A 13,511-nucleotide genomic window follows, 5' to 3' on the forward strand; every position below is an offset into this window, starting at 1 on the left:
GGTTCTTGGTGACTTGGAATGTTCAGGAACCCTTGTCGATTTGGTGTAAGACGATGTCAGTCTTAGGGGGATGGGATATCTTCGGATATCCCATCCACAGGGGACGAGAGTGCGAAAAAAATAAAGTTAGGAAAAATTATTACATGGATCACTTGACAACTACATCTTGGGTCATCATCTTTAATAGCAACAGAATAACTGCGAAAAAGGACGTCCATCATGGCTTACGTTGAACAGAATGTCTCTACTGAAGAGCTGGCGCTCCTTTCTTCCGGTGTGAAACAAAAGGCTTCCAAGAAGCGCTCCTATAACCTTCTTGTCGACTTCGGCGTCTTCCTGGCACATGCGGGCTTCTATCCGCTGGCTCTGATCGCTGCAGTCCCTGAGTTCACCATCGAACTGGTCGGCACCAACTACTCGCTGCTGGCTCTGCCCTTCCTTCTGCTGTCGGTTGCGGTGATCGTTGGTGTCCGGGAAGGTTATGAGGCAGGCCCTCTGGCCCGGCTCGGTATCTTCCTCTTCACCCTTGGCTTGATCGTCTTGGTGCCCGCCATGCTTGGCTTCGCTGCCCTGGTATTCCTGATGTTCGCCCTGACAGGCGTTGCCATGTTCGGCTTCATATGGAAGGGCGTCCTGTTCTTCGGCTTCTTGTACTGGTACTTGAGCAGCAAATAAGGAACGATCGGAATACAGGACGTCCTGATCTTCAAACCCCCGGCGAGCCGGGGGTTTTTTCGTTTGGTGGTCCTGCTCGAAACGCGCGTCATCACGCATTGCCATGACGTTTTGGGCTTAGGAGGCGGAAGGAGAGGGGTCTGCGGACTGATGTATAATTCTGCATCAAACGCTGTTCTTGATATACCGAACTACATCAAGCGCCGATGAAGAATGGGGGTTACAGGCCGAATTCTGGCGTGTTGCTCAACCAAAATCAGAGATACAAAAAATACACCAAGAAAATCAATAGGATAGAGTGTATCTGGAAATTATTTTGCGAAAAATTCATTTTAGGGGTTTTCTTTTATTACGAACTTGGTCTATCTCTATGTCATCGGGCGGCACTCAGCTGCCTCGAACACAACGCCGGAATGGAGGGCACACAAAATGACACGCATCGCATTGCATAAGCTTTTTGCACAGCTCTCTACCTATATGTGGCGAGTAGTTGACCTGTCATGTGATCGGGGCTCGAGTGCCCAGATTACAAATCCAGGACAACCCAGTCACACCGGTGCCCTCATGACCTCCTAAAGGTCGACACGAGGATCACCGGACCGGCCCGGGCGGAAACGCCCAGCCAACTACCGGCAAAGATCCTCGATCAAGATTTCAAAACAGAGATCCATCGAATCCGAGCCGGGACCAGACTTCAGAGTTTGCGTCACGCTATTTGACATCGATGGTAAAAGCCGACACGGCCACTAGGATTTCGATCCGATGATGTGGGAGACCAACCGTGTATGGCAAAGACGAGATCCTTGCATGATGACATGCGGGTCGCGTCAAATCCTTGGTTTTCGCAGCAAGGTTCGCGCATTTCGGTGCAAAGCGATCCTCGGCCAACTGGTTGATGTGAAAGCAGGAAAGGTCGGTTCGGAGGGTACCGTAAACCCTCTCTCGGAGTATGGCGCAGTCTGGTAGCGCACCGGTTTTGGGTACCGGGGGTCAAGAGTTCGAATCTCTTTACTCCGACCAATTTCAAGCACTTAGTGCTTAAAAAGTTGGTCGCAACGTCGATGATGAAACATCGACTTGGACCAATTTCGCAGCACCTTGCAACGCATCGTTCTGCATACGATCTTCGCCGGGGTGTGCTCCCGAACATGGTAGAGCACACCCCTGCGGGTAGGAGATGGCTTTCCGGGTGATCCGGGCGCCCCGCGGAGGGGCGGTTCATGCCAGTGGGCGAAGTAGGGATCCTGGCAGATCCCAAACGGGACCTGGGCCCCACGGAAAGTCATCTCAGGACCGATATCCGGTCCTTTGCGTCGGTAGCTCATTCCTCTCACACATTTCACAATGTGTTGCCGGATCTGAGCTTCCTCAACTTTGACCCTCTGGGTCAAATGCGTCGGTAGCTCAGTTGGTAGAGCACCTGATTGAAGCTCAGGGTGTCAGTGGTTCGATTCCATTTCGTCGCACCAAATTCACAGGCATGTATCACAGCATTATGCCTTGGTAGCTCGGCTCTCACACCTCTCACGAGGTGTTGCCGACGGTGAGCTACCAGACCATCAGAACGCGTTCTGATGCCTGCCCTGGTAGCTCAGCTGGATAGAGCGCACCGCTACGAACGGTGAGGTCGGGGGTTCGAATCCTCCCCAGGGCACCATTTTCAAAAGGGCTGGCAGCTCTTTTTGGGTCGCACTCCGCAAGGTGCGGTCGCGGATTGTAACTCCGTCGCTGAGAAGCACGCCAGGTTCGATTCCTGGGCGACCCACCATGACCTGCCAGTTCAACAATGCCGTTGTAGCTCAGCTGCCCTCTCATCGCTTTCAATCGTTGGAAAACGACTACCGGGAGCCGAGCAACGAGGCGGATCGAAAACGATCCCCTATGCCGTCGTAGCTCAGCTGGTAGAGCGCCTGATTGTGGATCAGGAGGTCCTTGGTTCAAGCCCAAGCTTCGGTACCAATAGTGGAAAGGCATGCATGAGATGCATGGCGCTCCAACCGATGCTTGGGATTGAAGCGACAGGAAGATGGAAGGGCAGGGCCCGCGCCATCGACCATGTCGCCGTCTCGAGGCCGGGCTTCGGTTCCAATAATGGAAAGCCATGCATGAGATGCATGGCGTTCCAACCGAAGTGCGGGATTGAAGCGACAGGGAGATGGAAGGGCAAAGCCCGCGCGGTCGACCATGGCGCCGTCTCGAGGCCGGCCTTCGGTTCCATTTTCGCGGACTATCCCGCAGACGAAACGTTCTCACCGTGGTCGGGCCCGACCACTTTGTCCAGCCTGAGCGGCCGTGACGGAGATATGGATGGTGAGAAAGACCGTAGCTCAGCTGGTAGAGCAGCCTTGCAGGCAGGTCGCGGGTTCAAATCCCGCCGGTCAGGTAATTCACACGGCCTTCGAGCCGCAACAAAACACGGATCTCAACCCGCGGCCGGCGTTACCGGTCGCTACCGCCCCGGGGCGTCGTTTCCTTGGGGTAGGGGTCACGGAAGAGGGCCGTCAGGCGCGTCTGGCATGATGCTGAGGGGTAGCACCTCTCGATGATGGGTTAGAACCATCCGCGCCGAACAAACACCGAAACCCTTGGAGCGGGGGCAGGACGGTAATGCAGCAGACTGCTAATCTGTAGGCCCTTCGGGGTCACCGGGTTCGACTCCCGGTCGCTCCGCCATAATAGGCTCGGGCTCTCGAGGAGGGGCTGAGATGCGACGAGGGGCCGGGAGGCGAAGCGTCAGGGGAGTATGGTTGCCAGAGGCTACGACATACGACCATGACGCCGGACCGACTCCCGGTCGCCCCGCCATAACAACGAGAATATCTTTGCCGGGGGCGGCGCGACAGGAGCCCGAGGATTGCAAAAACCTTGGGAGAGCATCGCGGTCCGACGTTGCTAGGGCGAAGTCCAGGCCGCAACACCTGGAGGGACTTAGCCCCCGCCACAGGCATTCTCGAACGATATCCGCGCATAGCTTAAACGCCCTCCCGGAGCTCCGGCACGGCGAGAAAGAGCGCCTGTTGTCGACAGGGAGGTTCTGGTGAGACACCAGATGCGCGGGCCAAACAATCGATGCGGACATAGCTCAGGGGTAGAGCACAACCTTGCCAAGGTTGGGGTCGGGAGTTCGAATCTCCTTGTCCGCTCCAGAACACGGGACTTCCATACTATAGGACGGACGTTGTAACTCAGCGCAGCCGAGATCGGGGGTTAGGTTCCCCGCAGTTCTACCAGAACATCGGAAGGTGTCATCTCACGCGACGTGGCAAAGCGCTTTGCCATTCGCCGCCTCGGACTGATCATCTGAGGGAATGCCTGTAGCTTAAATGCTAAAGCGGCCCGCTATGAGGGAGGATGCTGGACCTGTTCCGGCCAGGCAGAACGACAAGCTGGGAATGATCTCCCGGCAATGGTGGCATAGCTCAGCTTTCTCTCATCGCCTTCGGTTTCAATGCCGAAAGCGACTACCGGACTGAGCAGTGCCCTATTGCGGGCCTGTGGTCCGCACGGCGGTGGCATAGCTCAGCTGGTAGAGCGCAGGACCGATAATCCTGATGTCCGAGGTTCGATCCCTCGTGCCACCACCATTCTCTTACGAGCAACAACACCACCCTGTTTGCAGGCGACCCTGAGGGGCCCTCTGCATGCGCGGTGGAGAAGATGGTTATCTCGCGTGGCTCATAACCACGAGGTCGTCGGTTCAAATCCGACCTGCGCAACCATAGTAAGAAAGCACATAGGTGCTTTTGATTGCATCCAGGGATGGATTTGAAGCGACAGAGAGCGTGAGGAGCCGAAGGGCGACGACAAGCGATCATGACGCAGTCTCAAGTCCGACCTGCGCAACCAACACAACAAGAACATCACCCGCCTCGAGCAGGCGGGTGACACGACATTTGGAGCAGCTCAGGCAGAGCGCCGCGGGAGCCGCGGAGGTCGCCGGTAAGGTCTTAGGGGGTTCGGGATAGGGAGTAGCTACCTGAAGGACGAACTCAAAAGATCGGAGAATACGCCCAAGGGGTCGCTCCCCAACGGTTACGTTCGCAATCCGGTCTCCAAATACAAATTGCCCAGGTGGTGGAATGGTAGACGCGCTGGCTTGAGGGGTCAGTGGCCGAAAGGCCGTGTGAGTTCGAGTCTCACCCTGGGCACCATCACTTTCACGTCTGATTTCAAGGGCATGGCCCTCATGGAGGCAGGGATATGCGCAAGCATACCCGTCCCTCCTACGAGTAAATCTAAACGATTTTTCTCTTGGAGCGTTAGTCGAGCGGTTAAGACGCCTGCCTGTCACGTAGGAGATCACGGGTTCGAACCCCGTACGCTTCGCCATGTCCCTGAAATCAGATAGAACGGCTGCTTTGCAGTTGTATCTGGGCCTATAGCTCTCCCTTTCGGCAGATCCACATTGGATGCAATGCATCTCGGATCGCCTATCGGTTTGCGCTATAGGCCAGCTGGCTGCTCTGCAGCCATATCTGGGCCTATAGCTCATCTGGGAGAGCGCCGCTTTTGCAAGGCGGAGGTGTTCGGTTCGAGTCCGAATGGGTCCACCAAATTGGATGAAACGATCGAACTGTGGCGCGCGATTGGGCGCGGTCAGGGAGCACGGGTCAGCGGGATACCGCGGCGCAGCCCTGGCGGGGTGCGGTTGAAGGAGGGATCCTTCAGGCACTGACCCCGGCTAGACGTTTTCATCCAGTCCCCGCAGCTCGGAGAAGGAGCAATTCACGGTCCGGACCGTGAAGAGGGCGCCGGTTAAAGTCCGGCCGGGGACACCAACAACGAGGATATTTTCCTCTATTTCCCAGTAGCTCAGTCCCTCCCATCGCTCTTCGAGCGACTGCCGGGCTGAGCTCCGAACGGGGGTGCGCCCCCTCTTTCCCAGTAGCTCAGTTGGTAGAGCGCCTGACTGTTAATCAGATTGTCGCAGGTTCGAGCCCTGCCTGGGGAGCCAATTTAGAAAGAACAGTGATGAAGCTGTTCAGCGGACCCGCACAGGGTGGGCGAGAAGCGGCATGGAGCGTCAGCGACCATGCCGCCGGCTCGAGCCCTACCTGGGGAGCCATTTCTGCCGCGTGCGGGTCGTCGCGGGGTATCAAGTCTGTGCATGAGCACGGGGTCAAATGTCTCGGGGTCCAACCCGGGGCGGCTAACGGTCCGCCAATTCTCATAGGGGTGTAGCTCTTCCTCTCGTCGCTTCGGGCCTTCGCCCCTAAGCGACTGCCGGTTTACGCTACACCCGCTGAACAGCTTTGCTGTTCATATAGGGGTGTAGCTCAGTTGGTAGAGCGTTGGTCTCCAAAACCAAATGTCGTCGGTTCAAGCCCGGCCACCCTTGCCAATAAAGAACCGCAAATCACGGAGAGGTGGCAGAGCGGTTTAATGCACCGGCCTCGAAAGTCGGCGTGCGTGCAAACGCACCCTGGGTTCAAATCCCAGTCTCTCCGCCATAACACGGGGCCATAGCTCACCCTCTCATGCATCTAAAGATGCACTGCCGGATGGCGCCATGGCCCGCGGGTCTCAATGAGACCCTTTGGGGCCATAGCTCAGATGGGAGAGCGCTTGCATGGCATGCAAGAGGTCAGGGGTTCGATTCCCCTTGGCTCCACCAAACACCTTACACAGGAAGGTGTGTGGCATGGCAGTCGCTTTGCAGAAGCGATGAGAATGTCAAACACCTTACACAGGAAGGTGTGCGGCGCGGCAGACGCTCGCAGAGCGATGAGAGCGCCAAGCCTTCCGCGAAACATAGGCAGTAAGCCTTTTCAGTAGCTTGTCATATCCTGCATAAGGAAGACGTTCTTGAGGATCTTGATACGGCCAGATGGTGTTTCAAAAGCGCCGGCCGTATCGAAGAAACGCCAGAACCCTTAGAATGCCGAAAGGAAAATATGTATGTCGCTGACCGCAAAAAATTGGGAGCACAGTGAAGGTGATCATAGGGTCGAAAACATCGCAGCATTCGATGCTGTGATCGATGAACACCTGACCTACCTTGCGCTGCGGTTTATCTCGCAGAAAGGGCTATCAGCCGAATTCGCAGATGCGCTCGAAGACCTCCAAAATCAGGGTGATGATGTAATTCGTGAAGCGTTCAAGGGGTCCGACGGGCCGGAGCCTTAGAGGCATCGCATGACCTGTTGGCTGTGTGGCTGACATCTTAGAGGCATAGTATGGCCGGTTGGCGGAGTGGCTGACGCACTGGATTGCAAACCCAGGTACCCCGGTTCAATTCCGGGACCGGCCTCCAACACTTCTTTGCAAAAACTGCAAAGAACCTAATTTCCCCACTTCCGACCGCAAGGAGGAAGAGCAACCCGCAACGCGAAAGCGAATACCCGGGCAGGCCAGCGGGCCGGGTAGGGGAAATATTATACCCGTGGGGTAATGGAAGATTGGCTGAGTGGTCGAAGGCACCGCCTTGGAAAGGCGGCGGGCCCAAAAGGGTCCCAAGGGTTCGAATCCCTTATCTTCCGCCACCCTATGGAAGCTGATTTCCGATCGGCAGCAGATATGCTGGCGTTCCGAGCTCAGCGGTTCTCACCTATCGATGATCCCGTGCATGAAGACCGTTGCCACTACCCCACTGATGATGGGTGTTACGCGTGCGGGGCCTGAGCTCGATCAATAACATGCGGATGTGGCGTAATTGGTAGCCGCGCTGGTCTCAGATATCAGTGATCGAAAGATCGTGGAGGTTCGAGTCCTCTCATCCGCACCATTTTCGCAGATGGAATAATCCAATTCTGCCGCCGCTGTAGCTCTCCCTCTCATCGCTCCTTCGAAGCGACTGCCGGGACTGAGCTACGACCCTTGATCGCATTGCGATCAATGCCGCTGTAGCTCAGTGATAGAGCGCTCCCTTGGTATGGGAGAGGTCGAGAGTTTAATCCTCTCCTGCGGCACCAGATTTCAGTTTCTGAGCCTGATCGAGGCGTACATCGGGTCAGGCCAGGAGATAAGCTGCGGCGCTTCATGCGCAGCCGGGATGACGTCTCCCTCGCAGCACCAGTTCGCGCCTTGCGCGTGATGGGGTGTAGCCAAGTTGGTAAGGCATCGGTTTTTGGTACCGTGTACCGCTGGTTCGAATCCAGCCACCCCAGCCATTATAAAACGGTGCAGTAGCTCTCCCTCTCGTCGTTCAAGCCGGTAGGCATGAACGACTGCCGGGTGACGCTACTGCCCATTGAGGTTCTTTGAACCTCAAAGTGGTGCAGTAGCTCAGGTGGTTAGAGCGTCTGACTCATAATTAGAAGGCCGAAGGTTCAAGTCCTTCCTGCACCACCAATAACATATTTCGCATGGCATATGGCGAAGTCCGAGACATCCACTTATTGTAGAAGAAACACTGCATTGGAGAAAAGATGTTCGAATACGATTGCCAGGTTTGCGGAAAAGATCATGACCAGGACAACACGCATCATGGCGATTATGTCCATGGCGGTTATGGGTCGACGAAATACGATGAGACCAAGCTAGTCTGGGTCGCCCCGGCGCCTGAATCCCTCGCGGTGGGTGGTCACATCTGCGACGCCTGCATCGATCTGCAGGTCGAGAATGGCGCGCTGGAGGCCTTCAGATCGGTCTTTGATAAAGACTCTGTGGATGAAATGTCGGCCAAGGGCTACGCTAAGGTCTTCGAGATGGCCGCAGAGCGCATGTATGAAGCATGCGTGAAGGCTCGTGGCTCCGTTCCGGATCCTGCCGCGCCCCTCAGTGACGAGGATAGAGAGGCAATTGCGGTATTCCGCGCCCGGCTCTGCAGTGACCCCACGCGGTCGAATGTCATCAGCGTGGGCGCCCGGGGCAGCCAACATGCCAAGCTTGCTTGGGATATGGGCGAAGCGCATGTTCTTGCAGGCCTGATCCTCGGCAAGATCGGCGGTGAAAATCCTGATTTTTCTGCAGCTGGTACTGATTTCGGCGATCGCCTGTCGGCCTTCGACCAAAACACCTGCAGTCTGTTCGAGGACATGATCGCTTCCATCGAAGCCGAAGTTGAAGAAACTGACGCTGTTACTGATACGACCACACCGTCGTAAAGCGGTATGAACCCTTAGCTCACCTCTCGGCAGATCCTGACGGATCGCCTGCCGGTCTGAGCTAAGTGTTCAAAGCCATGAGATGGCTTTTTGGACCCTTAGCTCAGTGGTAGAGCAGCTGACTTTTAATCAGCAGGCCCTCGGTTCGATCCCGAGAGGGTTCTCCATTTTCGCGCAACCCAGATTGGGTTTGTGCAACAGATCGGCCTCGGCCGAGCGCGGGCGTAGCATAGTGGTAATGCAGAAGCCTTCCAAGCTTACGATACGGGTTCGATTCCCGTCGCCCGCTCCAAATACACTGCCGGCTAAGAGCTCTGTCCACGGCGGGAAATGAAGCTCTGGCATTCATGATGCTCCGGGTCGCTCCGGTTGCCGGCTCCAAAATCGCAAACATCAAAAGAGGAGGCCATATGCGACAGGATGAGATCCGCGCAGCAGGCGCAAAACGGGGTGAAGACCCTTTTAAACATACCGGACCGTTAGCTTAGTTGGCCTAAAGCAAGGGACTTTTAATCTCTGATCCTGAGTTCGAATCTCAGACGGTTCTCCAAGCCTTTTGCTCACCAAAAGGCGTCGATTTCACTTCCGAGGTGCCCGGATAGCCGGGCAGTTCCGATGTGAAGATACCTGGCCGCCCGCCTGACCGTTCCAGGAGGTAAGAGCAAAGGTCGTAAATCATTGCCGCCAGGATATTCACTGTCCCATAGCTCAGTTGGCTAGAGCACAGAGCTGATAACTCTGAGGTGCCTGGTTCGATTCCAGGTGGGACAACCAAATTTGGGGTCCTTAGCTTTCCCTTTCATGCATCTTCAGATGCACTGCCGGGTTACGCCAAGGACCGTCGGGTCGCCATGCGACACCTCATGGGTCCTTAGCTCAGCCCGGTAGAGCACCTCCCTCACATGGAGAAAGTCGATGGTTCAAATCCATCAGGACCTACCAATTCAATCAGCCCGCCTGTTGGCTTTTTCGCAATGTTCACTGCATTCTCGAATTTATGGAGTGCGCCTCCAGATTTATCCGCTCGGAGAAGAATTCGATGTTCATGAGAAAACAAAAGCCAGCTGAAGGTGGTGTTGCGCTGAACGCTGTAATTGACCGCGGATCTTTCCAGGTGAGCTTGAATGCCTCGATATCAAATCCACGGTCGAAGACCACTTCTATCGTGTATCGAGGGGCGGTATTCCTGACCCTTAATGGCGATCATCGCCAACAGTTTGTGGACGCCAGCAAGGTGAGTGGCCTACAGGGGTGTTTCGACTACTTTCTGCGGAATATTGATCAAGCAAATCACCGCAGCGGTGCGCTCCCTGTCCTGCGTGGCAATACCACAAGCGATAACGCGATGGATGCGCGTAGGTTTCTTGGAAACGATAACATTGCCCGGCTGACCGCTGCTTTAGAGCGGAGTAGGAGAGCCAAGCTACGCGCTTTGGAAATCGAACCTAGCTACGCAATGTGAGAGCTCATTGGTTACACCATGTCTGCAGGCGACCCCGTCCGGGGCCTTCTGCACGCGCGGTGGGTGTTGTTGTCCCCGGCAGGTCTCATAAATCTGTCTACGCTGGTTCAATTCCAGCCTGCGCAACCATAGACAATGCGTTCTTTACATGAATGCCCTTATAGCTCTCCCTCTCCCAGAGATTTCCGAAGGAAACTCGTTGGAGCGACGCGTATCGCATGAATGCGATATCACTGGCTCATGCATCTCACGATGCACTGTCGGGTAACGCTACAATATAAAGCTGCTGTGCAGCTTCATGCCCTTATAGCTCAGTTCCCTCTCAGACGGTCATGCGACCATCTTGCCGGGCTGAGCTCCACTCTAAAGCTGCGATGCAGCTTTATGCCCTTGTAGCTCAGTTGTCTCTCACACCTTTTGCAAGGTGTTGCCGACCTGAGCTCTAATTTTCACGCTCAATGAGCGTGAATGCCCTTGTAGCTCTCCCTCTCATGCATCTTACGATGCACTGCCGGGTGACGCTACAATTTAAAGCTGCTGTGCAGCTTCATGCCCTTATAGCTCAGTTGGTAGAGCGCTTGATTTGTAATCAAGATGTCCCGAGTTCGAACCTTGGTGGGGGCACCATTATTCGCAATCATGCCGGTGTGTTGGAATGGTAGACATCGGGGTCTTAAAAACCCCTTCCGATAGGAGTGCCGGTTCGAATCCGGTCACCGGTACCAAATACAAAGAGAATGCCTGAAACCCGCCGATACCCCGCGGCGTCGAGACCCGCGGGGCCGGCGCGAAGTATGGCAGAGCAGGGCGGCCAGCAATCTCCGGAGGGGCGGCTCATTACCGTCTGAGCCCTGCGACCAATTCAACCGGCAAGACCAAAAGGGGAGCGCCATGACAGACCAGCTGCTCGACCGCGATAGTTTCCGGGAGGGCGTCTTCAAGCGCGATCGCAATATATGCGTGACATGCGGCGCCCCAGCGGTGGACGCCCATCACATCCTCGAGCGAAAACTCTTTGCGGACGGCGGATATTATCTGTCGAACGGATCCTCCCTCTGTTCGCAGTGCCATCTCAAGGCAGAGATGATGGTGCTTTCAGTCGAAGAAATCCGCGCGGCCTGCGGGATCGATGATCCGGTGCTGCCCGAAGGGTTCGCTGCAGATCAGACCTACGACAAATGGGGCAACGAGATCCTGCCGGGCGGCCGGCGCCGGCCGGGGCCGCTGTTCGATGATCATGGAGCACGTAAGATCCTGCAAAGAGCAGGGGTGCTCTATGATGGGACATTCATCACCACCGAAATGCCGTAGAATTTATCTAGTTTGCCAGAGACATAGCTCTGGCTTTGCCGGACTAGCTTCCCTCTCAGTGATCCAGTTTGCGCAATGCGCATGGATCACCTGCCGGGCTGAGCTGTCCGGAGAAGATGGTACGCCATCTTCAATGCCGGACTAGCTCAGTGGGAGAGCAGCTGTTTCGTAAACAGCAGGTCGTGGGTTCGAGTCCCTCGTCCGGCACCATCAGTTTCGCGATTATAGCTCAGCGGTAGAGCGCCTGCCCGACACGCAGGAGGCCCCTGGTTCAAGCCCAGGTAATCGCACCAAATTCATGGGCTCGTAACTCAGTGGGTTCTAAGCGGTCGCGGAGCGATCATTCTCTCCGGGGGAGAGAATGAAGTTCAGGACGCGGCGGCCGTGAGGGCGCCGCAGGAGAGTGCCTGCCCTACACGCAGGAAGCCCCTGGTTCAAATCCAGGCGGTCGCACCATTTTATGAAGAGATGCCAGTGTGTTGGAATGGTAGACATGGGAGTTTCAAACGCTCCTGCCGCAAGGCGTGCCGGTTCAAGTCCGGCCACTGGTACCAACAACAGCATCGGGGAAGCTCCTTCGGGGGTGATCCGGATCCTTGCTGCCTGCAGGCAACCCCTGCGCAGAGGCTCAAGGAGCGCCCGTAGCGCCCGGTGGCCGCCAGAGCCACCGGGTGGGCAACAACGACCTCCAAAGGCGCTGAGCGCGCAGCAGAGCGCCTCCGAGCTATGCAGATTAGAACAGCCTGTGTCGCACGTCATGATGCGGCCCGGCGGTCGACCTCACATATGCCCTGAGGTCGTTAAAGATGAAGTAGGATGTCCTGCGGGTCCACGCCGCGCCTTTTCTGAGGCCGTGCCTGTAAGAGGCCAGTATCGGACGCCATGTAGTGGGTGGCATCAAACACAATCGATCATCCGCACGGGTCCGGTGGGCTATAGGAAGGCCTGTTAAGCTGACCTGGGGAGGCTCTGCAACGCCAGTGACCGGGAATTGCCAAGCCCGGGTGATGGCTTCTCGTGGAACCGGTTAGCTTCCGGGAGTAACGGATGAGTGGAGAGCAGACCGGGAAGGTGGGTGGCACCACGCACCGGTCCTCACCGGGCTCGTGCCGATGATCGACGAATACGGATGGCTGGCAGAGCGGTCAAATGCGCCAGTTTTGAAAGCTGGAGAGCCTGTAAGGGTTCCAAGGGTTCGAATCCCTTGCCATCCGCCATGAGATTGCTGGCCGGACCGTGGAGCGCGTAGTGGCGGACGGGCTGGCTTTATCTTGCGAGCCGATTTGGAAAAATCCCCTGTAAGACCTTAGGGCAAGAGGGTGCTCTGGAGAAGGTTCCTGGACAGCATGACGGCCCGGCACTGCCGGGCCGTCCACCGAACAACGGATGCGCCATCGCATCCACTTTGCCCACTCGTCTAACGGTAGGACACGAGATTCTGGATCTTGAGATCGGGGTTCGACCCCCTGGTGGGCAGCCATTTGATCGCAACGCTCACCCAGAGCGTTGCGATGCACCTATTACAGGGGGTCGAAGCGACAGGGAGCACGAGAGCGAATGCGATCGGTGCGACCATGTCGCCGTCTCGAAACCCTGGTGGGCAGCCAATTGCAAGAAACGCTCCGGGGGAGCGTTGCGACGACCCGCAAGGGGTTTCGAAGCGACAGGAAGCACGAAAGCGCATGCGATCAGGGCGACCATGTCGCAGGTCGAAACCCTGGTGGGTAGCCAATTCAATGAAAAGGAGGGCACGGAAATGCCAATTGATACACGACCCGATGCTCTCGCCGACAGCATCCGAACTGTTATGAAGCAGATGGATGTCTACGCGGGCTTTACCAAGCTTGAGCGCGCCCAGGCCGAGATTGCTCGCCTACGCCAGGAACTGGACGACAACAACATTGAGGTCCCGGATATTGATCTCGATGTCGACATTGCCTGGATGAAGGATGCTCGCCGCAAAGCAGGTACTCCTTTGCCAGAAACGACCTAAACCCAAATCTCACAACAGGAGGCAT

The 13,511-nt window shown here is 56.3% G+C and carries 6 protein-coding genes and 37 tRNA genes; all 43 read left to right on the forward strand.

From position 1 onward, the window contains the following. Positions 1-219: 219 nt before the first annotated feature. The 43 genes from ACGYLO_RS18630 to ACGYLO_RS18840 all read left to right on the forward strand — a co-directional run bounded on the left by ACGYLO_RS18630 (position 220) and on the right by ACGYLO_RS18840 (position 13,486). On the forward strand, positions 220-675 hold the full coding sequence (locus ACGYLO_RS18630; RefSeq protein ID WP_394377158.1) for a hypothetical protein: 456 nt from the start codon (positions 220-222) through the stop codon (positions 673-675). A 943-nt stretch (positions 676-1,618) separates the two neighbouring features. After that, a tRNA-Pro gene (locus ACGYLO_RS18635) sits at positions 1,619-1,695 on the forward strand. A 373-nt stretch (positions 1,696-2,068) separates the two neighbouring features. Then, positions 2,069-2,144 (forward strand) — tRNA-Phe (locus ACGYLO_RS18640). 111 nt (positions 2,145-2,255) lie between these two features. Next, positions 2,256-2,332: transfer RNA gene (locus ACGYLO_RS18645), tRNA-Arg, on the forward strand. 27 nt (positions 2,333-2,359) lie between these two features. Continuing rightward, a tRNA-Tyr gene (locus ACGYLO_RS18650) sits at positions 2,360-2,443 on the forward strand. 115 nt (positions 2,444-2,558) lie between these two features. Then, a tRNA-His gene (locus tag ACGYLO_RS18655) sits at positions 2,559-2,634 on the forward strand. A 357-nt stretch (positions 2,635-2,991) separates the two neighbouring features. Further along, positions 2,992-3,055, forward strand: a tRNA-Ala gene (locus tag ACGYLO_RS18660). A 207-nt stretch (positions 3,056-3,262) separates the two neighbouring features. Then, a tRNA-Ser gene (locus tag ACGYLO_RS18665) sits at positions 3,263-3,348 on the forward strand. A 398-nt stretch (positions 3,349-3,746) separates the two neighbouring features. Next, positions 3,747-3,821 (forward strand) — tRNA-Gly (locus tag ACGYLO_RS18670). A 362-nt stretch (positions 3,822-4,183) separates the two neighbouring features. Then, a tRNA-Ile gene (locus ACGYLO_RS18675) sits at positions 4,184-4,259 on the forward strand. Positions 4,260-4,317: 58 nt separating this feature from the next. Then, positions 4,318-4,394, forward strand: a tRNA-Met gene (locus ACGYLO_RS18680). 346 nt (positions 4,395-4,740) lie between these two features. Continuing rightward, positions 4,741-4,826: transfer RNA gene (locus ACGYLO_RS18685), tRNA-Leu, on the forward strand. Between the two features lie 102 nt (positions 4,827-4,928). After that, positions 4,929-5,004, forward strand: a tRNA-Asp gene (locus ACGYLO_RS18690). Between the two features lie 148 nt (positions 5,005-5,152). Beyond that, positions 5,153-5,228, forward strand: a tRNA-Ala gene (locus tag ACGYLO_RS18695). 325 nt (positions 5,229-5,553) lie between these two features. Continuing rightward, positions 5,554-5,629, forward strand: a tRNA-Asn gene (locus tag ACGYLO_RS18700). A 311-nt stretch (positions 5,630-5,940) separates the two neighbouring features. Next, a tRNA-Trp gene (locus ACGYLO_RS18705) sits at positions 5,941-6,016 on the forward strand. A gap of 19 nt (positions 6,017-6,035) precedes the next feature. Further along, positions 6,036-6,125, forward strand: a tRNA-Ser gene (locus ACGYLO_RS18710). Positions 6,126-6,213: 88 nt separating this feature from the next. Then, positions 6,214-6,289, forward strand: a tRNA-Ala gene (locus ACGYLO_RS18715). A gap of 284 nt (positions 6,290-6,573) precedes the next feature. Further along, the gene (locus ACGYLO_RS18720; protein WP_394377159.1) at positions 6,574-6,801 is read left to right on the forward strand and encodes a hypothetical protein; all 228 of its coding nucleotides are present in this window, start codon (positions 6,574-6,576) and stop codon (positions 6,799-6,801) included. Positions 6,802-6,853: 52 nt separating this feature from the next. Then, positions 6,854-6,928: transfer RNA gene (locus tag ACGYLO_RS18725), tRNA-Cys, on the forward strand. Between the two features lie 139 nt (positions 6,929-7,067). After that, a tRNA-Ser gene (locus ACGYLO_RS18730) sits at positions 7,068-7,157 on the forward strand. Positions 7,158-7,312: 155 nt separating this feature from the next. Beyond that, a tRNA-Leu gene (locus tag ACGYLO_RS18735) sits at positions 7,313-7,399 on the forward strand. A gap of 112 nt (positions 7,400-7,511) precedes the next feature. Then, a tRNA-Thr gene (locus ACGYLO_RS18740) sits at positions 7,512-7,586 on the forward strand. Positions 7,587-7,708: 122 nt separating this feature from the next. Then, positions 7,709-7,784 (forward strand) — tRNA-Gln (locus ACGYLO_RS18745). A gap of 104 nt (positions 7,785-7,888) precedes the next feature. Then, a tRNA-Met gene (locus ACGYLO_RS18750) sits at positions 7,889-7,965 on the forward strand. Between the two features lie 77 nt (positions 7,966-8,042). Next, positions 8,043-8,720, forward strand: a complete 678-nt coding sequence (locus ACGYLO_RS18755; RefSeq protein WP_394377160.1) for a hypothetical protein — start codon at positions 8,043-8,045, stop codon at positions 8,718-8,720. A gap of 92 nt (positions 8,721-8,812) precedes the next feature. Then, positions 8,813-8,887: transfer RNA gene (locus ACGYLO_RS18760), tRNA-Lys, on the forward strand. Between the two features lie 51 nt (positions 8,888-8,938). Further along, a tRNA-Gly gene (locus ACGYLO_RS18765) sits at positions 8,939-9,012 on the forward strand. A gap of 181 nt (positions 9,013-9,193) precedes the next feature. Continuing rightward, positions 9,194-9,270: transfer RNA gene (locus ACGYLO_RS18770), tRNA-Lys, on the forward strand. A gap of 147 nt (positions 9,271-9,417) precedes the next feature. After that, a tRNA-Ile gene (locus ACGYLO_RS18775) sits at positions 9,418-9,494 on the forward strand. A gap of 91 nt (positions 9,495-9,585) precedes the next feature. Beyond that, positions 9,586-9,662: transfer RNA gene (locus tag ACGYLO_RS18780), tRNA-Val, on the forward strand. Positions 9,663-9,765: 103 nt separating this feature from the next. Then, positions 9,766-10,182, forward strand: a complete 417-nt coding sequence (locus tag ACGYLO_RS18785) for a hypothetical protein (protein ID WP_394377161.1) — start codon at positions 9,766-9,768, stop codon at positions 10,180-10,182. Positions 10,183-10,235: 53 nt separating this feature from the next. Further along, positions 10,236-10,311: transfer RNA gene (locus tag ACGYLO_RS18790), tRNA-OTHER, on the forward strand. A 422-nt stretch (positions 10,312-10,733) separates the two neighbouring features. Then, positions 10,734-10,809, forward strand: a tRNA-Thr gene (locus ACGYLO_RS18795). A 14-nt stretch (positions 10,810-10,823) separates the two neighbouring features. Further along, a tRNA-Leu gene (locus ACGYLO_RS18800) sits at positions 10,824-10,907 on the forward strand. 166 nt (positions 10,908-11,073) lie between these two features. Beyond that, entirely contained in the window at positions 11,074-11,493 is a 420-nt protein-coding gene (locus tag ACGYLO_RS18805) for an HNH endonuclease (protein ID WP_394377162.1), read from the forward strand. A 135-nt stretch (positions 11,494-11,628) separates the two neighbouring features. Beyond that, positions 11,629-11,703, forward strand: a tRNA-Thr gene (locus ACGYLO_RS18810). A gap of 8 nt (positions 11,704-11,711) precedes the next feature. Next, a tRNA-Val gene (locus tag ACGYLO_RS18815) sits at positions 11,712-11,786 on the forward strand. An 85-nt stretch (positions 11,787-11,871) separates the two neighbouring features. Beyond that, a tRNA-Val gene (locus ACGYLO_RS18820) sits at positions 11,872-11,949 on the forward strand. 14 nt (positions 11,950-11,963) lie between these two features. Beyond that, positions 11,964-12,047: transfer RNA gene (locus tag ACGYLO_RS18825), tRNA-Leu, on the forward strand. Between the two features lie 573 nt (positions 12,048-12,620). Continuing rightward, positions 12,621-12,710 (forward strand) — tRNA-Ser (locus tag ACGYLO_RS18830). A gap of 189 nt (positions 12,711-12,899) precedes the next feature. Then, positions 12,900-12,973: transfer RNA gene (locus ACGYLO_RS18835), tRNA-Gln, on the forward strand. A gap of 219 nt (positions 12,974-13,192) precedes the next feature. Next, positions 13,193-13,486: a hypothetical protein gene (locus ACGYLO_RS18840; protein ID WP_394377163.1), complete on the forward strand. Its 294-nt coding sequence runs from the start codon at positions 13,193-13,195 to the stop codon at positions 13,484-13,486. Positions 13,487-13,511: the final 25 nt, after the last annotated feature.

It is taken from the genome of Sulfitobacter sp. 1A13353 (genome assembly GCF_043557255.1).
In the GTDB taxonomy this organism is placed as follows: domain Bacteria; phylum Pseudomonadota; class Alphaproteobacteria; order Rhodobacterales; family Rhodobacteraceae; genus Sulfitobacter; species Sulfitobacter faviae.